Annotated in this window: 22 protein-coding genes; 9 read left to right on the top strand and 13 right to left on the bottom strand. The window is 62.9% G+C overall.

Features of this window, described 5'->3' with window-relative positions; genetic code table 11:
- Positions 1-128 precede the first annotated feature (128 nt).
- The 3 genes from ACW4DH_RS16480 to cobO all read left to right on the top strand — a co-directional run bounded on the left by ACW4DH_RS16480 (position 129) and on the right by cobO (position 3,416).
- The gene (locus ACW4DH_RS16480; protein ID WP_459637498.1) at positions 129-1,376 is read left to right on the top strand and encodes a NupC/NupG family nucleoside CNT transporter; all 1,248 of its coding nucleotides are present in this window, start codon (positions 129-131) and stop codon (positions 1,374-1,376) included.
- 285 nt (positions 1,377-1,661) lie between these two features.
- On the top strand, positions 1,662-2,741 hold the full coding sequence (locus ACW4DH_RS16475; protein WP_459637497.1) for a PA0069 family radical SAM protein: 1,080 nt from the start codon (positions 1,662-1,664) through the stop codon (positions 2,739-2,741).
- A 72-nt stretch (positions 2,742-2,813) separates the two neighbouring features.
- Positions 2,814-3,416, top strand: a complete 603-nt coding sequence (gene cobO, locus ACW4DH_RS16470) for a cob(I)yrinic acid a,c-diamide adenosyltransferase (protein ID WP_459637496.1) — start codon at positions 2,814-2,816, stop codon at positions 3,414-3,416.
- 21 nt (positions 3,417-3,437) lie between these two features.
- Here cobO and sthA read toward each other — a convergent pair whose 3' ends face one another.
- On the bottom strand, positions 3,438-4,829 hold the full coding sequence (gene sthA, locus ACW4DH_RS16465; RefSeq protein WP_459637495.1) for a Si-specific NAD(P)(+) transhydrogenase: 1,392 nt from the start codon (positions 4,827-4,829) through the stop codon (positions 3,438-3,440).
- A 219-nt stretch (positions 4,830-5,048) separates the two neighbouring features.
- Between sthA and ACW4DH_RS16460 the strand changes: the two genes are divergently transcribed.
- On the top strand, positions 5,049-5,843 hold the full coding sequence (locus ACW4DH_RS16460) for an SIMPL domain-containing protein (RefSeq protein ID WP_459637494.1): 795 nt from the start codon (positions 5,049-5,051) through the stop codon (positions 5,841-5,843).
- Positions 5,844-5,990: 147 nt separating this feature from the next.
- Here the strand turns inward: ACW4DH_RS16460 and ACW4DH_RS16455 are convergent, their stop codons facing one another.
- Positions 5,991-7,451 carry a sodium-dependent transporter gene (locus ACW4DH_RS16455; RefSeq protein ID WP_459637493.1) on the bottom strand — a complete coding sequence of 487 codons (1,461 nt, stop codon included), beginning with the start codon at positions 7,449-7,451 and terminating at the stop codon, positions 5,991-5,993.
- 265 nt (positions 7,452-7,716) lie between these two features.
- Here ACW4DH_RS16455 and ACW4DH_RS16450 point away from each other — a divergent pair, with 265 nt between their 5' ends.
- Together ACW4DH_RS16450 and ACW4DH_RS16445 are read left to right on the top strand one after the other, a co-directional pair.
- Positions 7,717-8,373 (top strand): potassium channel family protein, encoded by a 657-nt coding sequence (locus ACW4DH_RS16450; RefSeq protein ID WP_459637492.1) that lies wholly within the window; start codon positions 7,717-7,719, stop codon positions 8,371-8,373.
- A gap of 42 nt (positions 8,374-8,415) precedes the next feature.
- Positions 8,416-9,780 carry a TrkH family potassium uptake protein gene (locus ACW4DH_RS16445; protein WP_459637491.1) on the top strand — a complete coding sequence of 455 codons (1,365 nt, stop codon included), beginning with the start codon at positions 8,416-8,418 and terminating at the stop codon, positions 9,778-9,780.
- Here the strand turns inward: ACW4DH_RS16445 and ACW4DH_RS16440 are convergent, their stop codons facing one another.
- Positions 9,781-10,398: a LysE/ArgO family amino acid transporter gene (locus tag ACW4DH_RS16440; protein ID WP_459637490.1), complete on the bottom strand. Its 618-nt coding sequence runs from the start codon at positions 10,396-10,398 to the stop codon at positions 9,781-9,783.
- Positions 10,399-10,520: 122 nt separating this feature from the next.
- Between ACW4DH_RS16440 and ACW4DH_RS16435 the strand changes: the two genes are divergently transcribed.
- Complete coding sequence (locus ACW4DH_RS16435) at positions 10,521-11,429, top strand: LysR family transcriptional regulator ArgP (protein WP_459637489.1); 909 nt, start codon at positions 10,521-10,523, stop codon at positions 11,427-11,429.
- On the opposite strand, the gene argE is transcribed toward ACW4DH_RS16435, so the two are convergent.
- Positions 11,395-12,561, bottom strand: a complete 1,167-nt coding sequence (argE, locus tag ACW4DH_RS16430; RefSeq protein ID WP_459637488.1) for an acetylornithine deacetylase — start codon at positions 12,559-12,561, stop codon at positions 11,395-11,397. The genes ACW4DH_RS16435 and argE overlap by 35 nt on opposite strands.
- A gap of 349 nt (positions 12,562-12,910) precedes the next feature.
- Here argE and ACW4DH_RS16425 point away from each other — a divergent pair, with 349 nt between their 5' ends.
- The gene (locus ACW4DH_RS16425) at positions 12,911-13,285 is read left to right on the top strand and encodes a hypothetical protein (protein ID WP_459637487.1); all 375 of its coding nucleotides are present in this window, start codon (positions 12,911-12,913) and stop codon (positions 13,283-13,285) included.
- A gap of 88 nt (positions 13,286-13,373) precedes the next feature.
- Here the strand turns inward: ACW4DH_RS16425 and ACW4DH_RS16420 are convergent, their stop codons facing one another.
- Complete coding sequence (locus ACW4DH_RS16420) at positions 13,374-13,679, bottom strand: MTH1187 family thiamine-binding protein (RefSeq protein ID WP_459637486.1); 306 nt, start codon at positions 13,677-13,679, stop codon at positions 13,374-13,376.
- Between the two features lie 258 nt (positions 13,680-13,937).
- On the opposite strand from ACW4DH_RS16420, the gene ACW4DH_RS16415 reads away from it, so the two are divergent.
- Complete coding sequence (locus tag ACW4DH_RS16415) at positions 13,938-14,468, top strand: ankyrin repeat domain-containing protein (protein WP_459637485.1); 531 nt, start codon at positions 13,938-13,940, stop codon at positions 14,466-14,468.
- A gap of 31 nt (positions 14,469-14,499) precedes the next feature.
- Here ACW4DH_RS16415 and ACW4DH_RS16410 read toward each other — a convergent pair whose 3' ends face one another.
- The 8 genes from ACW4DH_RS16410 to ACW4DH_RS16375 all read right to left on the bottom strand — a co-directional run bounded on the left by ACW4DH_RS16410 (position 14,500) and on the right by ACW4DH_RS16375 (position 26,214).
- Positions 14,500-15,567 (bottom strand): DUF2955 domain-containing protein, encoded by a 1,068-nt coding sequence (locus ACW4DH_RS16410; protein ID WP_459637543.1) that lies wholly within the window; start codon positions 15,565-15,567, stop codon positions 14,500-14,502.
- A gap of 133 nt (positions 15,568-15,700) precedes the next feature.
- Positions 15,701-16,762, bottom strand: coding sequence for an HlyD family secretion protein (locus ACW4DH_RS16405; protein ID WP_459637484.1), 1,062 nt, complete (start codon positions 16,760-16,762; stop codon positions 15,701-15,703).
- Between the two features lie 33 nt (positions 16,763-16,795).
- Positions 16,796-17,212: a MarR family transcriptional regulator gene (locus ACW4DH_RS16400; protein ID WP_459637483.1), complete on the bottom strand. Its 417-nt coding sequence runs from the start codon at positions 17,210-17,212 to the stop codon at positions 16,796-16,798.
- Between the two features lie 130 nt (positions 17,213-17,342).
- Positions 17,343-17,741 carry a group II truncated hemoglobin gene (locus tag ACW4DH_RS16395; RefSeq protein WP_459637482.1) on the bottom strand — a complete coding sequence of 133 codons (399 nt, stop codon included), beginning with the start codon at positions 17,739-17,741 and terminating at the stop codon, positions 17,343-17,345.
- Between the two features lies 1 nt (position 17,742).
- Positions 17,743-18,837: a Wadjet anti-phage system protein JetD domain-containing protein gene (locus ACW4DH_RS16390; RefSeq protein ID WP_459637481.1), complete on the bottom strand. Its 1,095-nt coding sequence runs from the start codon at positions 18,835-18,837 to the stop codon at positions 17,743-17,745.
- Positions 18,834-23,765: a hypothetical protein gene (locus ACW4DH_RS16385; RefSeq protein WP_459637480.1), complete on the bottom strand. Its 4,932-nt coding sequence runs from the start codon at positions 23,763-23,765 to the stop codon at positions 18,834-18,836. The genes ACW4DH_RS16390 and ACW4DH_RS16385 overlap by 4 nt, the downstream gene beginning before the upstream one ends.
- Positions 23,762-24,754, bottom strand: coding sequence for a hypothetical protein (locus ACW4DH_RS16380; protein ID WP_459637479.1), 993 nt, complete (start codon positions 24,752-24,754; stop codon positions 23,762-23,764). Before ACW4DH_RS16380 ends, ACW4DH_RS16385 begins: the two co-directional genes overlap by 4 nt.
- Positions 24,751-26,214, bottom strand: coding sequence for a hypothetical protein (locus ACW4DH_RS16375; RefSeq protein WP_459637478.1), 1,464 nt, complete (start codon positions 26,212-26,214; stop codon positions 24,751-24,753). The genes ACW4DH_RS16380 and ACW4DH_RS16375 overlap by 4 nt, the downstream gene beginning before the upstream one ends.
- Between the last annotated feature and the right edge of the window lie 45 nt (positions 26,215-26,259).

Here is a 26,259-nt window from a genome sequence, read left to right as displayed (position 1 = left end):
AAACTGGCATCTGCCCCCGTGCCCTGCGTTATCATGCCCGCCCAGCGGCACGGAACCTTATCGATTCGCTGTCGCGAGATCCGATGGCGTTGACTGCCATGTTCATCCCACAATCCTTAGGCTCCCCTATGCAGCAAACACTCATGGGACTGGTCGGCATCGCCGTCGTGCTTCTCCTCGCCCTCGCCCTGTCGGAAAACCGCCGCGCCATCCGACTGCGTACCGTCCTCGGCGCCCTGCTCATCCAGGCGGGATTGGCACTGTTCGTGCTGTATATCCCGTTCGGCCAAGCCAGCCTGCAGACCTTGAGTAATGGGGTGCAGTCTGTCATCGACAGCGCCAATGCCGGCATGAACTTCATGTTCGGGGGGCTGGTCAGCGATACCATGTTCGAGGTGTTCGGGGGCGGCGGTTTCGTCTTTGCCCTGCGCGTCCTTCCGATCATCGTGTTCTTTTCGTCGCTGATCGCCGTGCTTTACTATCTCGGCATCATGCGCTGGGTGATCAATCTGATCGGGGGAGGCTTGCAGAAGTTGCTCGGCACCAGCCGCACCGAATCGTTGTCGGCCGCCGCCAACATTTTCGTCGGTCAGACCGAAGCTCCCCTGGTGGTGCGCCCGTTCATTGCCAACATGACCCGCTCCGAGCTGTTCGCGATCATGGTCGGTGGTCTGGCCTCCGTCGCCGGCAGCGTGCTGGGCGGCTATGCGGCCATGGGCATTCCGCTGCAGTATCTGCTCGCGGCCTCGTTCATGGCCGCGCCGGGAGGGTTGCTGATGGCAAAGATCATCGTGCCGGAAACGCAACCTCACGCCCAACGTGTCCAGGAAGCCGTCGAAACGCCCATTGAGGAACGCCCCACCAACGTCATCGAGGCTGCCGCCAGCGGTGCCGCCTCAGGCGTCCAGTTGGCGATCAACGTCGGCGGTATGCTGCTGGCCTTCATCGCGCTAATCGCGTTGTTCAATAACCTGCTTGGCTGGGCCGGCGGTCTGTTCGGCTTTGAGGACCTGACGCTGGAATTGATTCTCGGCTATGTGTTCTCCCCGCTGGCCTTCCTCATCGGCGTCCCTTGGCATGAGGCTATCCAGGCCGGCAGCTTCCTCGGCGAAAAACTGGTGCTCAACGAGTTCGTTGCCTTTGCCGACCTCGCCGCGGCTCCGGAAGCCTTGAGCCCCCACGCGCATGCCATCGTGGTGTTCGCATTGTGCGGCTTCGCCAATCTGTCATCCATCGCCATTCTGATGGGCGGTCTGGGGCTGATGGCCCCCAATCGGCGCAGCGAAATCGCCCGTCTGGGCCTTAAGGCCGTGGCAGCGGGCACGCTCTCCAACCTGATGAGTGCTGCTCTGGCCGGACTGTTCCTGTCGCTGTAACTCCCCGCCATGTCAGTCGCCGCGGCTCGCTCGCCAGCCGTGGCGTCTGATGTTTGCCATCTCGTCACGTGGAACTTCGTTGTGTCGAGCCCCCGGTACTCGAGCTATGGGAACGCCCTGAGCCGTCGTTGCATCGACCCGATCATTGTCCCCATGAGATCGACGCGGTATTCGACATCGTAGGGCCGTTCCGAGCATGCAAATGTCGCGGCTCTTGGCTGCGTTGCGCTGGCAGCGAGGCCATGCCTATACTGTTTATATAAACAGTATCCAAAAGGCTGTCTCATGAGCATCTGCCATCCCTCTATGGCCCGCAAAGGCCGTGGCGCCACCTTCGATCCGCATAATCGCTTCGCACCTACGATCAGCGTGAGCGTCGACGACGGCTGGTGGCAGGAAGACGCTCCGACACGCCTGGCAACCCAGATCATCACGGAAGCCGCGAAAAGCGCCCTGTCGTGGAATACTTCGCCGGATCTGGGCTTCGACCGTTCGCTGAATCCCTATCGCGGCTGCGAGCACGGCTGCATCTACTGCTATGCCAGGCCCAGCCACGCCTACTGGGACATGTCGCCGGGGCTCGATTTCGAGACACGGCTGATTGCCCGTACCGGCTTGGTCGAGCGACTGCGCGAAGAGTTCTGCAAGCCCGGTTATGTCTGCCGACCGATCAATCTCTCCGGCAATACCGACTGCTATCAGCCGTTGGAAGCCGAGCGTAGAACCACTCGCGCCGTGCTCGAATGCTTGCTGGAGTGCCGCCATCCGGTAACGCTGGTCACCAAGAGTGCGCTGATCCTGCGCGATCGCGACCTGCTCGTGGAAATGGCCAAGCACCGCCTGGTGCGGGTCTTCATCAGCCTGACCAGCCTGGATACCGAGTTGAAGCGTACCCTTGAGCCACGCACCGCCTCTCCCGCGTCACGTCTTCGGACCATGCGCGAACTCAGCACCGCTGGCATTCCCGTCGGGGCACTGATAGCGCCCGTGATTCCCGGTTTGAACGACCACGAGCTGGAGCGGCTGCTGGAGGCCGCGCACGATCATGGCGCGCTAACGGCGGGCTGGGTTCTACTGCGCCTACCTCACGAAGTCGCACCGCTATTCGAAGACTGGCTGAATACGCATTATCCGCAACGCGCCGCCAAGGTTATGAGCCTGATACGTCAGTGTCGGGACGGCCAAGACAATGATGGCCGCTTCGGCCAGCGCATGCGTGGTCAGGGCGTGTTCGCCGAGCTACTCGCCCAGCGTTTTGCCAAGGCCAGCCGTCGTCTGGGGATGGGGCAGCGCGCCGAGATGGGGTTGAACTGCGGCGCCTTTCGCCCACCGCACCGCCAGGCCGATCTGTTCAGTGGGATGTGACTCATGGCACGCGCTGGCATAGGCTTGTGCCTGGCCCTTTGCCATACTTCGCCACTTCCTCAGGAGCCCTCGATGAACGACGACCGTGACCGCCGCCACAAGCAGTCGATGCAGAAACTAAAATCCCACGTCGACGAGAAAGTCGCCGCCGCCCAGGAGCAGCGCGGTCAGTTGCTGGTCTTCACCGGCAACGGCAAGGGCAAGACCACTGCGGCCTGGGGTACCGTGACCCGCGCCTTGGGCTATGGCTACAAGGTGGGCGTGGTGCAGTTCATCAAGGGGCTCTGGGAGTGCGGCGAGCGCGAACGGCTGATCGACGATGCCAATCTCGACGTGCATATCATGGCCACTGGCTTTACCTGGGACACCCAGGATCGCGCGGCCGACACCGCCGCCTGCCAAGCCGTATGGCAACAGGCCGAACGCCTACTGGCCGATGAAGACGTCTATCTGGTGGTACTCGACGAGATCACCTACATGCTCAAGTTCGGCTACCTGAATATCGACACCGTCGCGCTCGCCCTGCGCAATCGCCCCGCCGAGCAGACGGTGATCGTCACCGGGCGCAACGCCCACCGCGAGCTCATTGCCATGGCCGATACCGTCACCGAGATGCAGGAGGTCAAGCATGCCTTCAACGTCGGCGTTCAGGCGCGAAGAGGCATCGATTACTGATCGGCCAGGCCTCCTTACCCATTAGAAAAGCCTATTGAGGCCATTCTGCGCCGCCACCCGGTAGGCTTCTGCCATGGTGGGATAATTGAACGTCGTATTGATGAAATACTTCAGGCTGTTGGCCTCGCCCTGCTGCAGCATTACCGCCTGGCCGATGTGCACGATTTCCGAGGCCTGGTCGCCGAAGCAATGGATACCCAGGATTTCCAGGCTGTCTCGGTGAAAGAGGATCTTCAGCATCCCCACGGTATCGCCAGTGATCTGGGCACGCGCAGTGTCCTTGAAGAAGGCTCGCGCGACTTCGTAGGGAACCCTGGCCTGCGTGAGCTCTGCCTCGTTCTTGCCGACCGAACTGATCTCGGGAATGGTGTAGATCCCGGTGGGGATGTTGTTTACGAAGCGGAACTCCTCATCAAGCAACTCATTGCTGGCATTCCGCCCCTGATCGTAGGCGGCGCTCGCCAGGCTCGGCCATCCGATCACATCCCCTACCGCGTAGACATGGGGAGTCGCGGTACGATAGTGTTCGTCAACTTGAAGTTGTCCTCGGCCATTGGGCTCCAGGCCGATATTGTCCAGTCCCAGCTCGTCGGTATTGCCGGTACGGCCATTGGCCCACAGGAAGGCATCGGCACGCAGCTTCTTGCCGGATTTCAGGTGCACCACGACCCCCGACTCGTCGCCCTCCACCTTCTCATAATCTTCATTGTGGCGAATTAGGACGCCATGCTGACGAAGGTGATAGGAGAGTGCATCGCTGATCTCGGCATCCAGAAAGGAAAGCAGCCGCTCACGCATGTCGATCAAGTCTACCTTGACCCCGAGCCCCGAGAAGATAGAAGCGTACTCCGAGCCGATGACACCGGCACCGAAAATGATCATGGTACGCGGCGTATGCGAGAGGCCGAGAATGGAGTCGGAGCAGTAGATGCGGGGATGACGAAAGTTGATGTCCGCAGGTCGGTACGGGCGCGATCCCGTAGCAATCACGATCTTCTGGGCACACAGCTCTTCGGTACCCTCATGACGGCCGCGAATGGCCAAGGTGTGCTCATCCTTGAAGCGAGCCGTTCCGAAGAAAAGGTCGATGCGATTGCGCGAATAAAAGGTGGTGCGCATCTCGACCTGCTGATCGATCGTTACCCGTGAACGCTCCATCACCCGAGGAAAGGAGAACATGCGCGGCTCGCCGATATCACGGAACATGCGGTTGGTATTGAACTGCAGGATCTGCTTGACCTGATGCCGCAGCGCCTTGGAGGGAATCGTACCCCAGTGGGTACAGTTGCCCCCAACGACCGGCTGCTTCTCGATAACGGCCACCCGCTTGCCGTGCTTGGCCGCATTGATCGCTGCGCTCTCTCCTGCTGGCCCGGTACCAATGATGATGACGTCGTAATGGCGGGCTGACATCAATGCTTACCCCCTTAGCCGCAAATTGTGAAAAAAATCTGTAAAGCGTGCCGGACTAGCCGGCTGTCACCTGCATACAGCACTATAGGCCCTGAAACATGACGGCATGCATGAAATTGCCTCGCCGCAGATAAAGCCGACAGGATAGCATGGCCCTTCAGGCCGTTTGGTTGGCCGCATTCCCCTGAGCCTGATCGCAAGGAGATCATCATGCCGCTCATGCCACACACGTCCCTATCACGACGCTACCCGCTCGCCCGCACTGCTCTCGCCGCCCTGTGTCTGGGCATCGTCTGCTACGCGACACCGGCCATGGCGCAACAACCCGCCTCGCCGGAAGCATCGCGTCTCCATGTCCAGGCGCAGGCGACCCTGGAGGTGGTTCCCGACATGGCTACCCTGAATGCACGCCTGTGGGAGCGTACGCCGGCCATTGCCCAGCGCGAAGAGGCCACTGCCGACCCGCAGACACTGCGGGAGGCTCGTGAGCGCCTCGAACAGCGCACCGGCGAGCTGATCCGCACTCTCGAAAGCAATGGCGTGGATTCAGAGGCGATTCGTGCCGGCTCGCTCAACATTCATCCCGAATACGTGCAGCGCTCCGGGCGTGACAACCAGGACGCAGAGCCCTGGGTGCGCACTCAGATCGAACGCCCCGTGGCGCTGACGATTCACGACCTTACCCGGTTGCCTGCCATTCTGGAGGCATTGACCGAGGCTGGCGTCAATGCACTGGACGGCGTGGAATATGATCTCAAGGACCGTGATAGCGCCACAGACCAGGCCCTGACCCAGGCGCTGGAGCGCGCCAAGCACAAGGCTCAATTGATGGCTCGGACCATGAACGTTCAGTTGGGCCAGGTCAGCAGCATCCAGGAGACCAATGCGCCCATCTTCATGCCCAAGATGATGTCGATGCGCGGCGAAGCCGCGGACTCCCGTTCCGTACCGGAATATCGTCCCGGCGAGATCAGCATCGATGCCGGGGTCAACGTGAGTTGGGAAATCGAGTAACGCCGGGCCGTCACCTCAGCGGCAATGGCACAACTACAGGCTTAAAAACAGCCGGCTTTAAAACAGCAAAAGCCCCGCATCGAATGATACGGAGCTTTTGCTGCGCTACGGCAAATGCCCGGCCAAGCCAGGACCGGAGCCAGCCGATTAGCTCGCCGGCGAACGCCGCAGACGCGGGCTGAACCACTCGCCAACCAGCGTGATCAGAATCAGCACCGCGACGAACCACGGCCACTGGGTGCCCATGTCGAGAGACATCAGGCCCAGCGCATCGATGAAGATCAGCACGATGCCCAGCGGGCTTACGTAACGCACCATGAACAGCCACAGCGCATAGGGTTTGTGTGACAGTCCCAGCTCCGAGCGGAAGATCTCGTTGTTGAGCACGAAGCCCGCCAGAATCGCCATGCCCAGACCGCCCAGCGGCATCATCCAGCGCGACGTCAGATAGTCCAGCCAGTCGAAGAAGGTCTTGCCCGCCAGCGTCCAGTCGGCGCCGAGATTGAAGGACAGCATCGCCAGAGTGCTGACCAGCCATAGCACGATGCCGGTCGCCCAGGAGGCGTTCTTGCGCGTCATGCCCTTGCTTTCGGTCAGCCAGGCCACGGTGGCCTCGATCATGGAGATCGCCGAGGTCAGCGCCGCCACGGTCAGCATGATGAAGAAGATCACTTCGAGCAGCGTGTCCATCGGCATCTGCTGGAACGCCAGCGGCAGGCTCATGAAGATCAGTCCCGGTCCGCTGGCGGGGTCCATGCCGTTGGCGAAGATGATCGGGAAGATCGCCAGGCCGGCCATCAACGCGATGAGCGTGTCACAGATCGCCACGGTGAAGGTGGTTCGCGCGATGGACGTGTTGTCCGGCAGATAGGAGCCATACGCCATGATCGCCCCCGCCGCCAGCGACAGGGTGAAAAAGGCGTGGCCCATGGCGGCGAGCAGCCCCTCGCTGGAAAGCTTGCCGATCTCGAAGGAGAACAGGAAATCGACCGCCGCGCCGAAGCCGCCCGAGAACATGGCGTAGACGATCATGATCGCCAGCATGATGACCATTCCCGGCATCATCCAGCGTACGTTCTTCTCGATGCCCTCCTGCACGCCCTTACCGACGATGACCATGGTCACGATGGTCACCAGCGTGCTCCAGAAGCCCAGATTCCACGGATTGGCGTTGTTGGCGCCGAAGATCGCCGCCATCTCCTCGACGCTGTTGCCGTCGAGCCCGCCACTGAGCGCCTTCCATAGATAGGAGACCGCCCAGCCGGCCACGACCACGTAGAACGACAGGATCATGAACCCCGCCAGCATCGACATCCAGCCGATCAGCGACCAGACGCGGCTACTGCCGGATTCCTGGGCCACGCGGCGCACGGCGTCGATCGGGCTGCCCCGACCGCGCCGACCGAAGGCGATCTCGGTCATCATGATCGGGATACCGATGGCGAGAATACAGGCCAGATAGACCAGCACGAAGGCGCCGCCACCGTACTCGCCGGTCATGTAGGGAAACTTCCAGATATTGCCCAGCCCCACGGCCGAGCCGGTGGCGGCGAGGATGAACCCCCAGCGGCCGATCCACAGATTCTTGGGTTGCTGTCTTGCTGTCATGGTGCACCTAACGAAGGATGAGGGTGGTTCATGCAACGCAATACGCAGCATTGCCCACGCGGCGATTCTACCCGTTTCCGGCGACGGTTCGCGAATGCGTGCCGGACGCTCCGGTATGGCGCGTTCTCCGTCGCGTAGTGCAGACTCGATACGCCCCAGCGTGACAGCAGCGCAGCCGAACCGTATGGTGACAGGACCATGGCTCGCCGGGCCACTCCCAAACGGCGTGGATGCGGGCGCAAGGACACGGGCAGGAGGAACGCAGATGTCACGTCAGTTCGCCATTCTGGGGCTAGGCTACTTCGGGGTGACCGTCGCCCAGGAACTCCGGCGTCGCGGCAATCAGGTGCTGGGTGTCGATCACGACGAGGAACGGGTCAACACGCTGGCCGACCAGCTCAGCCATGCGCTGGTCGCCGATATTACCAATGAGCAGGCGCTTGCTGAACTTTCCCTGGAAGAATACGACGCCGTCATCATTGCTGTGGACGACAATCTCGAGGCCAGCATGACCTGCACCCTGCTGGCGCGTGAGCAAGGGGCCCGCGAAGTCTGGGTCAAGGCCCATTCGGATACGCATTATCGTTTGCTCGATCATCTGGGCGCCGATCGTGTCATCTATCCCGAGCACGACGCGGGCATCCGCGTGGCGGAAAGCCTGCACTACCACGCGCTGGTGGATTTCATCGATCTGGGCGATCGCCATTTCGTCGTGGACCTGCAGGTCACCCGGCACCTCTGCGAGCAGTGTGCCACGGTGGCCGACCTTGACCTGGACAGCGACCACATGTCGCTGATCGCCATCAAGCGCGGCCATGAGCTGCTGTCATCCCCCGATGCGAACACCCGGCTACAGGAACAGGACAACCTGATCCTGATCGGCGACCTGGACGACCTACGCTCGTTGGGAAAGAAACTTTAAGTCCAGTCACTCAAGCCCAGCCAAGAGAGATCTCCCGTCACCATGAGGCTCCGCCAACGTCTTGCCCGCCCCTTCCGGCACCTTCCCCATGGAGGCGTGATTCGCTTTTCGCCCCCCGAACTGCTGCTGCTCGGCTTTGCTCTGCTTAGCGCCGTCGGTACCCTGCTGCTGCATCTGCCTATTGCCGCCTACACCCCCTTGGCCTGGAACGAGGCGCTTTTTACGGCCACATCCGCCGTGACCGTCACCGGCCTGACCATCATCGATACCTCGGGGCTCACCCTGTTCGGGCAGATCGTGGTGCTGAGCCTCATCCAGCTTGGCGGCCTCGGCTTCATGACCTTCACCGCCCTGACTCTGCTGCTGCTGGGCATGCGCCTGCCACTTCAGCAGCAGAAACTGCTGCGCGAAAGCCTGAGCCACACCTCCTTCAAGGATCTGGTCCACCTGGTGCGTCTGATCATTCTTTTCGCTCTGATCGCCGAGACATGCGGCGCACTGTTACTGGCCATCAGTTGGGTACCCGAATACGGGCCGCTGAAAGGAGCCTGGTTCAGCGTGTTCCATGCCATTTCGGCGTTCAACAATGCCGGATTCTCGACCTGGCCCGACAGCCTGGCATCCGACGTCGCCAATCCATTGGTCAATGGCGTGATCAGCGTGCTGTTCATCACCGGCGGCCTGGGATTCGTGGTGATCGCCGAACTCATCGGGCGGCGCAGACAGGCAGGCCTCTCGCTGCATGCCCGCCTCGTGCTGCGCACGACGCTGGCTCTGATCGGGGTGTCGATGGTCGCCCTGTTGCTGCTCGAATGGCGTAACCCCGCCACCCTGGGCGGGCTGGACGGCATCGGCGCGCGGCTACAGGCTGCCTGGTTCCAGGCCGTCACGCCACGTTCTGCCGGCTTCAATACCGTGGATACCGGCGCATTGACGGCACCCTCGACACTACTGACCATGTTATTGATGTTCATCGGTGCCGGCCCGGGCTCGACGGCCAGCGGTATCAAGGTCACTACCTTCGTGATCCTGTTTCTGGTGGCCCGAGCCTTTCTGCGCGGCAGCGCCCAGCCCGCCGCACTGGGCCGTGCGATACCCGAGGAAACGGTACTCAAGGCGGTGGCCGTGGCGCTGGCCGGCATGCTGCTGATTTTCACCAGTCTGTTCGCCCTGACCCTTACCGAACCCGACAAGGCGTTTCTCGATCTCGCCTTCGAGACGGTCTCCGCCTTCGGTACCGTGGGGCTGTCACGCGGCATTACCGGAGAGATGTCCCTGCCCGGCCAACTGGTGCTGATCGTCACCATGCTGCTGGGCCGCACCGGCCCGATCACGCTGGGCTATTTCATCGCCACGCGACGTCAGCGCGGCATCCGCTATGCCGAGGGTCAGGTGCATATCGGCTGATCACGCTGGAAAAGCCGCGACATCTCCCACCAGCAGACGCCAGGCGACCAGAATCAGCAGCGTTGCGATGCAGGCATCGATGATTCGCCATACCCAGGGATTGGCCAGGCGCGATGCCAGCCAGCCGGCAGCCGCAACGAGCCCGAAGAACCAGCCGAAAGAGGCACTGGCCGCGCCAAGATAGAAGCCCAGCGGGCTGGCCTGGGCCGCCCCGATCGCACCCAGCATGATCAGCGTGTCGAGGTAGACCTGCGGATTGAGCAGCGTCACCCCCAGCGTGGCCAGTACGACCCGGTGGCGCGACCCCGAGCGCACCTGGCTAGCGGCCAGACCGCCGCGGCGAGGCAGGCGGCGCAGCGCCTGGCCTGCCTGCCACAGCAGAAACGCCGCCCCCCCCAGCCGGGCCAGCAACATCAGCCCCTCGTGGCTGGCGATCAGCCGTCCCAGCCCCAGCACGCCCAGGCCGATCAGCAGCCAGTCGCAGAGCGCGCAGAGTGCCGCAACCGTCCAGGGATATTCCCGGCGCAGCCCCTGCCCCAGCACGAAGGCGTTCTGCGCCCCGATGGCGATAATCAGACCGGCCCCGGTCACCGCGCCCTGAATAGCCGAGCTCCACATGCCTTCCCCCGTTTCGTGGTGCCATTCCGTTTTGTGATACCGGAGTTGCAAGGAGATGGCAGAGTAAGCTTGACTAGGGAATAAGTGAAATTAATTGAAGAGATAGGTAATTAACAAATCTGATGCTTGACTACAAACTCCTCGAGGCACTTGCGGTGGTGATCGATCAGGGGGGATTCGAGCGAGGCGCGAAATACATCGGGCTCACCCAGTCCGCCATTTCCCAGCGCATCAAGCTGCTCGAAGCCCGCCTTGGCCAGCCGGTACTCGTGCGTGCTCCCAAGCTCGCCCCGACGCCGCTGGGCCGACGTCTGCTCAACCACGTACAGCAGGTCAGGCTGCTGGAATACGACCTGCTGGATCAGATCCCCGCACTGGGAACGCGCGAGCAGCGTCTACGCTTGGCCCTGAATGCCGACAGCCTGGCGACCTGGTGGTCGCAGACCACGGGAGAGTTCTGCCAGCGCCAAGGCGTGCTGCTGGACCTGGTCGTGGAGGATCAGGACGTTGCGCTCAAGCGCATGCGCGACGGTGAAGTCGCTGGCTGTATCTGCGCCACCTCGCGTCCGGTGCAGGGGGCGCGCGCCCATGCGCTGGGCAGCATGCGCTATCGCGCCCTGGCCAGCCCCGCCTATGTGGCGCGGCATTTTCCCGACGGCCTGAATCACCAGGCCCTGCGCCAGGCGCCTGCCATCGTCTTCGGCCCGGATGACCGGCTGCAGCATCGCTACCTGGAGATGCGCGGCTTTCGCGAGCCTTTCCCGCACCACCTGTGTCCGTCGTCGGAAGGCTTCGTGCATCTCGCGCTGGCGGGCATGGGCTACGGGTTAATCCCTGAACGTCAGGTTGTACGCGAACTCGCCGAGGGGCGCCTGGTCGATCTGGACCCGAGCAGTTACATCGATGTTCCACTCTACTGGCACCACTGGCGTCACGGCGGTGAAATTCTCGAGGCACTGACCGCACACTTGCTGGCTGCAAGCGGCGAATGGATGACTAATGCGCAAGATGCGCCACCAAGCGTTGCATGAACGCCTCGCAGGCTGCCAACTGCTCGATCTCGAGATATTCGTCGGGCTGGTGGGCCACGCGGATCGAGCCCGGACCACACACCACGGTTGGCCAGCCCTCGGCCTGGAACTGTCCCGCTTCGGTGGTATAGGCCACCGCCTGGGGCACCTGTTCACCCAGCAGCTCACGGCACAGCGCCAATGCCGGTTCGCGCTCCCCATCGCCCAGTGCCGGCACGGTATCCATCAGACGCTCGGTGACGATGCTCGCCTCGGGCGCCCGTGGGCGATACGGCGCGATCAGTTCCTCGGCAAAGGCGTCGACTTCGCCGAGCATGGCCTCGACATCCTCGCCGGGAAGATGGCGGATCTCCCACTCGAAGTGGCACTCGCGCGCCGTCACGTTGGTGGCGATGCCGCCGTGCACGCTACCGACATGGTAGCTGGCATGCGGCACGTCGAAGCGGTGATCGAGCATCGCATGACGAATCCGCTCCTGCATGCGGTTCTCGATGAAGGTAATCAGCTGGGCGGCGATATGAATGGCGCTGACGCCCTGGCCGACTTGGCTGGAATGGGCCGCGCGCCCGGTGATCGTGGTCCGCATGTCGGTGATGCCCTTGTGGGCGTTCACCACCTGCATCAGGGTCGGCTCACCGACGATCACGGCGCTGGGGGCCGGCAGGGTGTCACGCAGCCTTTCGATCAGCCGCGGCGCACCCAGGCAGCCGATTTCCTCGTCGTAGGAGAAGGCCAGCATGATCGGGCGCGTGAGCTTGGCCGCCAGCATATCCGGCACCGCCGCCAGTGCGCAGGCGATGAAGCCCTTCATGTCGGCACTGCCGCGGCCATGGAGCCGCCCGTCGCGCTCGACCAACTGAAACGGATCGCTTGTCCACGGCTGCCCTGTCACCGGGACCACATCGGTATGTCCCGACAGTACCACGCCGCCCGGCACCTCCGGCCCGATCATCGCCAGCAGGTTGGCCTTGGCCCCGCCATCGTCGGGAATCCGCCAGCAGCGCACCCCTCGGGCCTCCAGCCAATTCTGCATGGCGTCGATCATCACCAGGTTGGAATCCTGCGAGACGGTCGGCATCGCCACCAGGGTTTCCAGCCAGGCACGTGCGTTCATGGTCTTTTGGCTTGCCATCGTTGCCCTCGGTTCGTCTCGAAAAGAGAATATCCGCGAGTATGCGCAGCTTTACCTGTCTGTACCAGCCCGGTCACGATACCTGAACGTCAACCGGAATGGATAGCATCGGCCATGCATTGGCTTGCGCCGATGTCGCAGATAACAGACAGTAATGTCGCTCTGCCAACACGCTTGCGGAGCCAGACAGAGAGGACTATAAGAAGGAGTGCATGCTACGATCCGGCTGATCGAATAACACCTGCATTTTCAGCTCGGTAGCATGTATCTTGCGGTATCAGGATGATACCGCCATTGAGATGGCACCGCCCTGCGGACGCCCACCTACCCCCCGGAAAGGAGTCTTGCAATGACCTCACCCCATCGTATCTGTCGCCCACTGGCTTTCGGCCTGGCCGCCATCGCTTCGTTGACCCTGGTCGGTTGTGCCAGCGACAGCAGCTCACTGGAAAAACGTCCTACCGACTATGTCGTCACCGGTCTCGGCGACGATCGTGATGAAGCGCTTGCCGCCGCCAAGGAGCGCGCGCTTGAGCAATGCGAGGAACAGGATCAGGACTCGTTCGAAATCACCGAGCAGCACCTGTACCGTCCCGACTCGGCCAGCGCGCAAGACGCCGAGCAACAGTTGGAGGGGGCCACGATCGACGAAGACACGGAACTCAGTACTCTTTCTCAAGAGGGTGAAGCCTACAAGGCCGTCTGGACCATTCAGTGCCGCTGACACGCTAACAAGCAGCCTCACCCCGACTGCAACCTTACGATCGATGGCCGTCGACCTTGGCCTACGGTTGGCGGCCTCGCAGATCGAGTTAGCCCTCGTCGAGCAGCGCTTGAACACGGTCGATGCGACCGGCGATGGAGGATTCGGCGTCGGTACGCGTGCCGATGTGGAGCGTCGTGGTAATGCGCGGCGCGCCCATGGCGTGCACCGCCTCATGGCACTGCTTGACCACCGCCATCACCTCGTCCCACGGTCCTTCGATATTGGTGCCGAAGGCATGCAGGCGGTGTTCGAGCCCTGCCGCATCGATAATCCTTTCACACTCGCAGATGTAGGATGACACAGAAACCCCTACCCCCAGCGGCACGACACATAAATCGATAATCACATGCATGGCGCACTCTCCCGGATTGTCTGGCGATATGAAATAGCGTAGCAGCCTTGATAGTCGTATTACCGGGTTATTGTCACCATAGGTAATACTTAATTGACCCGACTGCTTCCAGCAGACAAGGTAATCTCAGCGAAACGGCTAAAGGCGGCATGCGCGCCCAGCGCCATACCACGTCTATCCACAACGCGCTTCTCGGCTATCCTGGAGCTTACCCAAGCCTTGAAGCGACAGCTCACACCACCCGACAGGGAGCCTGCGATGACGGAACGAACGAGCAGTGAATCCACCTCGGCAAAGCCGGAGATGGATGAGGAAATCATCAATTTCGCCAATGGTGTGTTCGACAGCATCCGCCGCGGTGAAACGGTAGAAATCAGCGAATTGCTGGAGCAGGGCCTACCCGCCAACTTGCGCAATCACAAGGGCGACAGTCTGGTGATGCTCGCCAGCTACCACGGCCACCTCGAGACGACGCGGGTACTGCTGAGTCATGGTGCCGACCCCGAGTTGCGTAACGATAATGGCCAGAGCCCGCTTGAAGGTGCCGCCTTCAAGGGTAATTTGCCCATGATCCAGTTGCTGCTGGAGCACGGTGCGAATGTCGAGGGTGCTTCACCCGATGGCAAGACGGCGCTGATGTTCGCCGCCATGTTCAACCGCACGGAAATCGTCGACTACCTTCTCGCCCAAGGGGCCGATAAAAGTATCAGAGATAGCCGTGGCATGACGGCTCATGACCTCGCAGCGGCCATGGGAGCCACGGAGACCCAGGCCCAGCTGGCCTCCTAGACACAAGCGTCTTGGCTATGCGCCCTTCGCGTCAGCTGGCGGCCAGATCGCTTCGCGTCGCTTCGAAGCGATTGAGCAGCGCATGCACGCCAGCCATCACGACCAGGCCGACCACCAGTGCGACTGCCATCGACGAGAAGCGATACAGGGCGCTATAGACCAGATCCTGATTAGGCGATAGATACTGGCCGAACAGGATACCCAGTGTGGATACCCCACCGAAGCCGATGCCCGAGGCCCCCCCTTCCAGCACGTGCGCCCGGGCAAACAACATCAGGCCGATCCAGTACATGATCAGCACCAGCAGCAGATTGTCGGCGTAGGTGAAGAGCAGCAACTGCATGATCAGCCCCATGTTGCACCCCAGCAGCGTACCAATGATGCGCTTGCGGGCCGAGACCCGTATACCCGGATAGTTCAGCGCGAACAGGATCAGGATCGTCGCCATCTGGGCCGACAGCGAATCACGCAAATCGAAGACCTGGAACACCAAGAAGGAGAGCGTTGCCATGATCGCGCCGAGCAGCGTTTCATGGCGTATCTGTCGCGACGACTTGGGCGGGCGCGCGGGGGGCGTGCGCGGCGCCACGTCGGGAAACAGTCGATACATCAACAGGGCGATCACCACCGCGAGTAGCGACGCGACGAAGTTGCTGGCCAGCAGGTCGTACAGATCCACGCTGGGATAGCTGGCAAAGTGGAACATGATGCTCAGGCTCAACACGCCGTTGGCCCCGAACAGGAACATCGGCCCACGCGCCATCAGGGCGAAACGTGTATAGAACAGCACGAAGACCACGCCCGTCATGATGACCGGCATGTGGCTCAACATCCCGACCACCAGACTCACTTCAATACAATTGATGGCCGCCCCGCCGAGGAACTGACGAACGATGTGCGCGTTGATGGTCGGCAGGATAGCCAGCAGGAACATGGGGAAAATGGTGAAGAAAACCCCGTAGTTCCAGTTCATCAGGTGACTGATCAAAAACCCCAGCGCTCCCCCTCCGGCGACACGCAGGCATTGCCTCAGCCCGTTGGTGTCGAGTCCGGGCCCCGTCTGGACGCGACCGCTCAACGGTCGCAACAGCCAGCCCAGCGCACTGCGCAGATGATTGGGTATCCGGCGCTGCCGACCTTGCACCGCCTGGGCAGGCCTTGGTGTCACCGCCTCATTCGATGACGTATCCGCAGGCGATGCGTCAGTAGACGATGGAGGCTCAGTAGACGGCTCAGTAGACATAGTGCAGCAGGCTCACCAGCCGAATCTGTACATGGGCAAGCCACTCGACAAGAGGATGATCCTCGGGTAACAACTGCACCGTGACCCGCGCGCCGGTGGCCGGTGTCTTGGGCAGCGTCTCCTCGAGCACGGCATGCAGGCGCAGTCGCTGTGCGTCGCGTACCCAGCGGTCGGTGGTGGGAATGTCGGTGAGCTGACCGTTGGCGAGCTGCTGACCGTCGCGCACCCCGGCATCGACCGAGGCCACTTGCGCCGTGAAGACCTGGCCCGGCATGGCATCGAATGCCACGCGGACCGGGTCTCCGACATCCACATGCCGCAGACTCTTTTCGCGAAAATCGGCGACGATATCCAGCGACTCGCCGACCAGCGCCATTACCGGCACGCCCGCCTGGGCATAAGCGCCCTCTTCGAGCTGGAGATTACTCACCATTCCGCCGTGTTCGGCACGCACCGTGGCGCGGCGCAGGTTGAGTTGGGCATTGGCCAGTGCATTGCGTGCCTGGCGCACCAGCAAATTATCCTCGCCGCTCTCGCCGCGCTGGGCTTCCAGTTCTTGAACGCTGGCTTCGGCCGCTTCGACCTCGGCCCTGGCGGCGCGGTAACTGGCCACGATCTTGTCGTGTTGCTGGCGCGAAATACTGTTGTTTTTCAGCAGGCTCTCGACCCGACGCCTCTCCTGGGCCAGCTCCTCGGCATCGGCACGCGCCGCGCTCAGATCCGCCCGGGCCGCCGCCAGTGAGGCATCGAGCCGGGCGTTCTGCTGCGCCGCTTCCTCAAGCGCCAGTTCGGCTTTCTCCACTGCGATGCGGTAAGGCTCGGCATCCAGACGAAACAGTACGTCTCCGGCATGTACATGCATATTGTTGGTCGCCGCCACTTCGACGACACGGCCACCCAATTCGGGAGCCACCTGGGTCACTTGGCGCATCGCCCGGGCCTGGGGCGTCAGCGGCATGAACAGATCCGCCACGATGAAGTACGCAAACAGCAAGGCAAACAGCGCGATCGCCATACGTACCCAGCGGGCAAAACGTTGGTCCGGCGTCATAATTCTCTCTCGTTACAGAATACAGCGGAAGGCTCAGGAGGAACCCAGCACCTCGTCGGCGTTACGTTCGATGCGCGCCAGCGCCCGCAGCAACGTGTCGCGCTCCTGTGCGGAAACGCCCACCAGCAGACGCGCTCGTGCGTCGTTCGCGCGGGCATCGAGTTCGGTCAGTACCCGCGAGCCTTCGGGAGTGAACCACACTTCCCGGGCTCGGCGATCTCCGACGCTGGTAAAACGGCGCACCAGGCCCTGGCGTTCGAGTTGCTCCAGGGTTCGGGACAACGAGGACAACTCGATGCCGAGCGAATCGGCCAACCGTTTCTGAGTCGTTCCCTCACCCAGATGACGCAGGACGATTAATGCCGTCCAGCGCGGCTGGGTCAGGCCCAATGGCGCCACGGTGTGATCGACGACCATGCGCCACAGGCGATGGACGTGGCCTAAGCGCAATCCAAGCCCATCCACGGAAGAAGGATATTCTTTTAGCATGCTAAGAAGTTTAGCAGAGAATTACTTAGCTAAGCAAGTATATGCCGCGTACCCCCCTCCGCCTGGGGGCGTCGTTGCGCATGGAAAGCGTTCAGCGGGAGCGGCACATCTCGGCGGGATGATACAATTGCGCCAGTAAATAGGCTTTGAGTTGGGAATCGACACGCATCTCGTCGAGCGCCGTACGCATGCACAACAGCCAGGCGTCGCGCTCTTCGGGACCGATGGGCAGGTGACGATGCGCCATGGGAATGGCGATCGGCCCGAAGCGCTCACGGTAGCGGCTGGGGCCGCCCATCCAGCCCATTAGAAAGGTCGCCAGCTTGTCCCGCGATAAAGAAAGATCCTCGGCATGCCAACCCCGAATAGTACGGGCCTCGGGCAGGCGCTGCATGGCCGCATAGAAACGCTCGGCCAGTTCCTGGACGGCCGCCTCGCCACCCAGCGCCTGCAATGTGCTGTCGCCGACGCCATAAATAGGCTGGGTCATGTCACTCCTCGCCATCTGCCAGTGCTTGCAACCAGCGTTGTTGTAGGGGGTCTTCCAGTGCCTTGCCGGCGCCGGCCGCCAAAGTGGCATCGTCGATCAGTTCCTGATCCAGCCCCCGCGACCAGCGCGTGCCCGGGCGCTGCTTGGCCTTGCCTGTCAACGCATGCAACGGATGACCGTCATCGGCCTCCAGCCGCGCCATCATCGGTGCATAAAGTGCCGATAGCCGTAAGCCGGGCAGCGAGTGGCGCAGATGACTGAAGATGCGCAGGCCTTCGGGGTCGAGATCGCCCCAGAACGTGATATTGGGCAGCGCAAGCAGCTCGGTCAGGCGATGCGACGACCCTCCCTCACCGATCAGCCGCACTTGCTCGGGCGACTTCAAGGCTTCGCCCAACGACAGGCCATAGCCGAAACTGCACACCAACGCCAAGCGCTCGTTCAGGCCCACCCGGCAGGCCTGGTCGAAACTCTGCGGGTTCTCGATCAGCAGCAAGCCCTGCGGGCTGTCAGGCACCGCGGCCAGCACCCAGGCCACGGGACCGCGAAACGCCGACGTATCGATGCCGAAACTGCGCACCAGCTCACGAGGCAGCGCTGTCAGCAGCTTGCTACTGCCGAGCAGATGATGGGCGCTAGCCTCGAAGGCACTCAAGGCGTATGCGTCGGGCAACGCTGCAGCCAGCCTTCGCAATCCACTGGCGAGGCATTGCTGATCCACCAATGACCAATCCTGCAACACGCCATCGAGAGCATGGCGCCAGGCAGCGGCCTGAGCGCTGTTCAAGCCCAGCGAGTCGTCGACCTCGGTGACCTCGGACGCCAGGCGATGACACAGCGCCTCGGACAGGCGCACGCGAACATTGAGACGTTGGCGAGACGAGACGACAGCCGGGGCCTCGATGACGCCGGCAGCGGCCAACTCGTACAGCGCCTCCCAGCCGTCCAGCTCGGTTTGGCAGCGCCCTTCGCGCTTGAGCCTTGCGACCAGTGGCCGGCTTTCCCAGGTCTTGCGTTTGCCCTTGAGGTGACACTGGCTCCATTCCCCTTCCAGCCAGGTCTGCACCGCTTCGGCCCGTTCGCTCAGATGACTCATGACGTCGGCTCCGTGACGTGAATACCGAACAGGCTAGCCTCTCCCGAATTGCGATCCACCGCCCGCGGATCGACGACGCGCCCGTTGCGGACGATGACATGTCCGCCCTGCCCCTGCTGGCCACCGATCACACTGCCGACCAGATAAGTGGGAAAGATCGCCGCATCGTTCTCGTAGTTGGGATTATGGATCAGGCCGATCATCTGGAAGCGGCCACGCGTGTTGCGCAGCGACTCCAGCGAGTCCTGGATGAGGCGACGATGGGACAATTTGGAGAACAGCCCGTCGAGCAGGATCACGCTTTCGCGACCGGCCCGGGCGCGACGCTTATGATGGCCGGGCAATTCGCGCAATTCTCGCTCGATGGCGAACTCCGAAAGCTTGACTAGCCACATCAGCGATACTGCCTCGCGCTGACCTTCCGACATGTCCTCGTTGAGCGAGAACAGGCGGCCGTGAGGGCGGATGGCATCGTGCTTGATACGAATCGCCACGTCGCGGAACAGCCCGCGATAGATGCGCCGACGGATCTGCCGGCTCAGTTCCTCGTCGCGACGGCGCTGGTCGCTGACGGCGACGCCAGCGTCCTGCTGTTGACGGCGGCGCATGGCCACCTGATGCTCATCGATGTCGGCGAGCAGTTGCTGAATCAGCTCGCGTACCGCATCGTCGCCGATCAGCGCCGCCCTGACCTCGAAATAGGCCCCGCCCTCGCTCGGGGGCTGGCCCTCGCGTTGCGTATCGCGGCGAGTGTCGCCACGTTTGGCCACACGTTTGAGAATGTCCAGATTGCCGGCAGCGTCGGTGATGATCGACCCCAACCGTTCGACCAGCGTGCCTTCGATGTGCTCACGTGAGGCATGCAGCTTGGCCACGCGATCACGGTGTTCACTGAGCTGCCCGTCGAGCTGGGCATACAGTGCGCGCAAGTCATCCAGCGCCGCCGCGCTGCCGCTCTCCCACGTTGCCAGCCGGGCACGCTCGGTATCGTTGAACAGCCGTCCCTCGCGTGCCTCAAGCAGCGCTTTCTCCAATTGCTGAGTGCGATTATCGACCTCACGGGCCTGCCGCTCGCGATCACGTGAACGTTCGCCGAGATTCAGCTCACCCAGCGCATCAAGCAGGGTCTGCTGGCAGGCTTCCAGGGCGGCGAGATCGATAGCGGTGTCGGCAGATTCCTCGCCGGGACCGGCCAGGCGCCGCCAGTCGAGCAGCGCCGTATCCAGCGCCGCGGCCCGGGGATGATCGATGGGCCAGCGGCTGGCATGCTCCAGTTCGTCGAGTGCCGCCAGGCGTCGCGGCCAGTCATGGGGCAATTCGCGTAGGACGCCCAGCCAGGCGATAGCCAACTGATCGGTCCACTGCATGGCCTGCTGGTGGACGCCGAGGCGTGTCTCGACATACGTCTGCTCACGATCATTGGCCTTGCGCGCCTCGCGGGCCTCGCCCAGTTCGCGCTTGAGTCGGGCGATCTCGCGTTCGAGTTTCTGGCTGCCACCCTGCGCGTCGCGCACCTCGAGGTAGGCACGAATACGTGCGAAATCGAAGTCCGCGCGGCGACTGGCGATGCCAAGCGCCTGCTCAAGTTCGGCCTTGACCGCCTCGGCGGTCTCCATGAACGCCTCGCCGCCCTCGTCCTCAAAGTCTGACAGCATCCGCAAGCGCTCGCGCTCACCGTCGGCGAACAGCTCACGCCACTGCGCAGCGACCCCATCGCGTCGCTGACGCAGCGTTTGCAGCTGTTCACCCGCCGCCTCGTAACGTTCGCCAGCGATGGCCTCCTGCTCGCGCAACTCGACCAAACGCGCCTCCAGCGCCGCCAAGCGCTCGACCCCGCCGGCATCGGCAAATTTCTCGGCGGCCAGCCAGGTGGCGCCGTGCGCCTCCAGTGCCTGTTCGGCCTGGGCAACTCTCGGGGTCAGCTCGGCCAGGCGGGTTTCGGCGTCAAGCAGTTCTTCTGCCACCGTCTCCAGTGCTCGGTCGCCCCCCTCTAGCAGGTAACGTTGGAAGTCATCGATGACTGCCAGTGCCGCATCGCTCATGCGCGGGGCCAATCGCTCGCGTCGCGCGGCGAGGGCGGCCTGCGCGGCGGCATTATCCTCGAGGGCCTGCACGACCTTCTCGTCGTCGGCTGTCTGCGCCTGCAACGCCAACGCAAAGCGTTCGCCGTGAGGGTCGAGACGCCCGATCTCCTCGCCCAGCGCCTCGCGGCGTTGATGATCGACCGTCAGCCGACTCTGGGTCTCGTCGCGTAATGCGCTCAGATATTGGGGGTCTAGCGCCGCCTTCACCGCCAGCGTCTCCACGCCCTGCACCGCGCCCAATGGCGGCTGGCCCGCGGCCAGACACCTCGCCAACCGTTCAGCCTCGATGACCGGCACACCCAGCCCGCGCGCCACTAACCGAGCGGCGGCGTCCGCGGCCGCTGCCTCGCCTTCCACCACCGGGGCGAACAACTGACCGGCGGCCTGGGCCAGCCAACCGCGGCGCTGATCCTCGCTGGCCTCGCTACCGGTCAACACTTCGTGCAGCGCAACGAAGGTGATCCCGGCTTCCTGCAACAGGCGATGTGCCTCGCTCTCGGCGGCCTGCCGCGCCAGCGGGTCGCCGGACAGGCTCTCCAGATAGCGTTGGCGAGCGACGATCCGCTCGTCCAGGCTCTCGGCCTCGCTGAGCAAGCGCGGGTAGCGGGTTCTGGCATCCTTCAACCATTGCCCCGGAGTGAGATCGCTCAGTTCGCCAAAGCGTAGCCAGGCCTGATGTAGATCGCGCAGATGCCGCTCTTGTTGGGCGAGACGATGGTTTTCATCATCGAGTTCGCGGGACTGCTGGTAGAGGCGGTCGCGCAGATGTACCGGCTCGTCGTCACCGTGCAGTTCGGCGTAGTGCCGTGCGGCCTCGGCCAGCGGCGTCAGGCGTGCACGCCGGAGCTTGGTCTCTTCCTGACGCTGACGCTGCTGACGAATCTCCTGCTGCCACTCGGAGAGCTCGGTTTTGCGGCGCGCCCAGAATTCGCGGACCTCGGCGCCGGGCCACCCGTCGGTGAATGCCTGCCAGGCATCGTGGCCCTGCCTGAGCGGCCCTTGCTCGCCTTCCAAACGCTGGCGCTCGCCCCCTAACTGGCCGAGCGCGTTACGGGCGCTTTCATGCCGGGCCGCCATAGCGTCCAGTTCGCGTTTGAGACGGTCGAGCTCCTCGCTCAGCGTCTCCTGCTGTTCGCCTTTTATCGCCAGCAATTCGCCCGGCGCGGTGTGCGGATGAGCGGCCTTGAACTCGGCATGCCAGCGCGCGGGCTGCTTGAGCTCGCCAATGCGTCCGATATGCGCGGTGAGGGCCTGACGGGCCTCATCCGCCGCAGACACAGCCGCCTGTTGGGTCGCCTCCGGAGCCTCCAATTCCGTTTCGCTGAACATTCCTTGGCTCAGCGCCTGGGTATAAAAACTCTGATTGTCGGTGAACTCGCGCTGACGTGATTCGAGCTGCTCACGTTCGCGATCGAGCCGCTCGCATTGGCCATTGAGGCTTTCGGCGTCGGCCTTGAGGGTCTTGAGGTATTCACGGTCGGCAATGACTTCTTCGCGAAAGCGGTTGCCATCGCGCGCCTCGAACGCCTCCGCCGCTTCATCCAGCCGCGCCAGGGCGCGATAGCGCGCCGAGTCGTCGCTCAATGCCTGACTGTCGGCCAGCCAGTCGCGTGCCGTGGTGAAGGCGACATGTTCGACGTCCTTGGCCGCCGGCCACGTCGCCTGCGGCAGATGGATCAGCCGGCGATGGGAATCGACTCGTACGCCACGCTCGGATAGTGCCTGACGCACGTGGCGTTCGGCTTGCTGGGTGAGCCGGGCCAGTAGCCAGATGGAGACCCGAGGACGCTGGGTATCGCCCGCCGCCCAAGCCAGCCCGGCGGCCAGATCGGCCTCGGCCGTAGCGTTCTCAGGGCAGCGCGGCAACCCCGGCAAGGCCGTCAGCGCCTGCCCACCCAGCAAGCGTTCGCTGGCGGCAAGCCCCTCGTCGAGTTCCCCGAGCCGACGACGTGCGTCGAGCAGCGCCTCGCCCTGTTCGTTGAGATCGGCCAGGCGAGTGACCTTGTCCGCAGCGCGACGCTGGTCGTTCTCGGCCTCGTCCAGGCGATGACGCAACTCGGTGACCTTGGTGCCCGAATTGAGAATGACATCCTCGATCAGCTCCTCGCCTTCGTCAGTCTCGCCACGTGTAGCGCCGGAGAGAATTTGCGGGGCCAGCACCTCGAAGAAGAACGCTTGGTCGGCCTTTTCGCCGGACCGGGGCTTGATGGCATTGAAGATCTGACTCTTGTCGGCACCGCCCTCCTTCTGGAAGGCCGCCATCTGCGCCAGTTCGCGTCTTGAAATATGGGCACCGACGGCATCCAGCCACTCCTCGCGATTGGCGCTACGCGTCACGCCGACGGTACGCATGAACGCCTGCACATCGGCATTGGCATATAGCGCCAGTTTGGCGTCGCGCGTGAGATGATGCACTGGCACGTCTTCGAGGCGGCCAGCGTAATGATAGAAGGACAACCCGCTGCCGTCGCTATAACCGTACATGCCGAACACGAAGGTCTCTCCGGCGACCTCTTCACCGGCGATGGCGAGCATGTCGGACTGCGCCGCCGCATCCCCCGCACGAAACTCGACACGTAGATGCGACCAGCTACGCCCATGACCGGCGACACTAGAAGGCGAACACTTGCGCCGGCTACGCGCCAGCAGGGTGCGGTCCCGCGATAGCAGGCCGATCAACGCTTCGGCGAGGGTGGTCTTGCCAAAACCGTTTTCCATGCTTATGGCGCTGGATTGACCGCGTAGGTCCAGCAGCAGATGGCGCATCTTGGCATCCCATGGCGAGGTAATGTCCCCATGCTTGTTGAGCAGGTTGGCGACCTCGATGCGATTGATCACGCTCATACGCGGTCTCCCCTATCTTCGTCATGTTTCGCCGGTTCGGTCTCTTCGTGCGCCTGCCCTGTCGTCTCGCTCAGCAGATCGGCCTGCTGCCCATCTTCTTCCGACCCAGCGGATGGAGCGTGGCTGGCGGTCTGATCCTGATCGCTGTCGGCGTTCGGCTCCTCGGCTGAGCTTGCCGCCGTCCAGTCAGACTCCCCTGTCTTGCGGGCGTCAGGCGACGCCTGGCGGCGTTCGCCCGAGAGCAGATCGACCAGATGCGATAGATGATGCATTCCTACCTGCTCGGCTTCCAGCGCGCCGAGCAGGGTCTGTTGCCAGATATCGCCGCCGTTCTCAGCCTCCCCCTGGCTTCCGCGCACGCTCTCGAGTTGACCGGCCCGCACCTGCAGATCGATGAAAGCCTTCACCCGCCGGGCAATGTCCTCGCCACGCTCCTCGAGCAGGACTCGGCTGATCTCGGGTGCGGATTCGCCATGGGCACGCAGGCCTTCGAGCTGCTCACGCAGCAACTCGACGAGTTCCGGCGTGGCAAAGGTCGCCTCCTGATAGCGACTGACATCGGACAGCGCGCGATTCAAACGGGTATAGAGCAGCGTCTGCGATAGCAACCACAGCTGCAGATACCACTGCGCCAGCTCGGCGCGGCTTTCCTGACGCAGCCGCAAGGTGTCGAAGACCGGCTCGAGGGTATACAGCGGCGGTTGTTCCAGCTCGGGATCGGGCAACAGGGCGTAGAGGCGCGAACCGGGCGCGATGCCCGGATAGTCGCCGGATTCGAAAATTCGCAAACGCAGGCCCTGGCCGGCAAGAAAGTCACGCAACGCCTCGCGCTCGGACTCCAGCGAATCATCGATCAGTGCGCATACATCGCGTTCGGCGAGTTGCCCCTCGCGGGCCGCGCGACGCTTACGGCCATTGCCGGGGTGGCGCTCGGCGGTGCGGTAGCGCAACAAGTAGGCGACGACCTCGCCCATCTCGGTCATGTTCATAGATTATCTTCCTGATCGGCGAGACTCTCGGCAGTATCCTGCTTGGAATCGATAGCATGCGGCGCGGCGCCGGGCGCCTTGGAGGACGACGCCTGAAAGAATCCCAGCGACGGCGTGACGGCTCCCTCGATACGGCGTCCATCTTCCATGGTGACGACAAAAGGCGCGTCCTCGATTCCCACCGCCAATCCTTCGCTCAGCAACTGGGTGTCGACGAAAACGTTGAGCAACTGAGCCAGGCAATCTTGATTCTCGAAATGGTGCCAGCCCTCCTGCAAGGCAGCGGGCAGCGACAACGGCACCTCGCTCACCCGTTTGCGCAGCGCCGGGCCCCGTGCCGCAAGAAAACGTGCCAATACCGGATCCTCGGGCCGGGCGTCGTCGCGCTCGTCGAAGACCAGCGCGGCACCGCTCTTTTCGGCGCGCCGGCTTTCGATCAGTACCATCAACGGTGCGACACGCGGCATGGCCACGGCCAGGCCAAACGGCATCATTCTCGACACCAGCGCGTCGCGCAGCGAAGCCGGCGGCGGGTCCGCGAGCAGACGCCGCGACAGGTCGGCGAAGTCGACCACGCCCATGGACTGGATACGCCCTTCGGCAATATCCGAAAGCAGCTCGGACAGACGCCGTGAGAGGTTCTCTATCGCTGTCAGCACTCGCCCGATCGCCCCGGCGAGCATGCGCAGGTCCCAGTCGTCGTCCTGCTGCTCGCGCCACGTTTCGAAGCGCTGCATGACCTCCGGCGTCGCCAGCTGCGAACGTGCGCTGAGCAGCGTATTCTGGATCGTCGATAAGGCATTGTGGTAATGCCGCTCGTGATCGAGAAACGCACTGAGCTTGCCCTCGCGGGTAGGATTCTCGCGCACCCGGCGCAATTCCTGGGTCAGGGCGCGAATCGCCATCAGGATCTGGTGAGTAATATCGGGGATACGCGCAAAGTCGCTGCGCGCCAACGCCGCCAATACCTTGGCGGCATCGTATTCGGAATACAGCAGGTCCTCGACCTGGCTGGCCAGCGTCACCGCCTGACGGCCACTTGGCGTCAGGCGCACCTGGCCGGTCTGCCCCTGCTTCTCGATCAGCGCGGTGCGCTTGGTGCTGCTTGCGCCACGGGCCTCGTACGTCCCGAGCGTCGCCGGGGTGGCACGAAAATGGATCTCGCTCGGCGTCGCCAATAGATTGACGACGAAGCTCAGGTCTTCATGAGGCAGGTCGGGATAATATTCGCGCAGGTACGCCAGACAACGTGTCTGCGAGACGAAGGCGCTATTGGTAGCGAAATCGATATCGAGCAGAAAGTCGAGCAGCAGACATCCCAAGTCCAGCCAATAGCCGTCACGCAGACCGCGGCGGTGTTCCTGGCTGACCTGGACGAACGCAGAGCCCGGCTCGTGGCCGCTGTCATGCAGGTCGATCAGTCGTGTGGTGGCGACAAGTAACTTGCTCCAGGCGGTCATGCGCCATCCCCGGTAGGCCAAAAGTCGCCATTATGCCAAGTCAGA

This window comes from Halomonas sp. WWR20 (genome assembly GCF_054602495.1).
The sequence above is the reverse complement of the archived record's forward strand: the minus strand, read 5'-3'. Positions and strand labels throughout refer to the sequence as shown.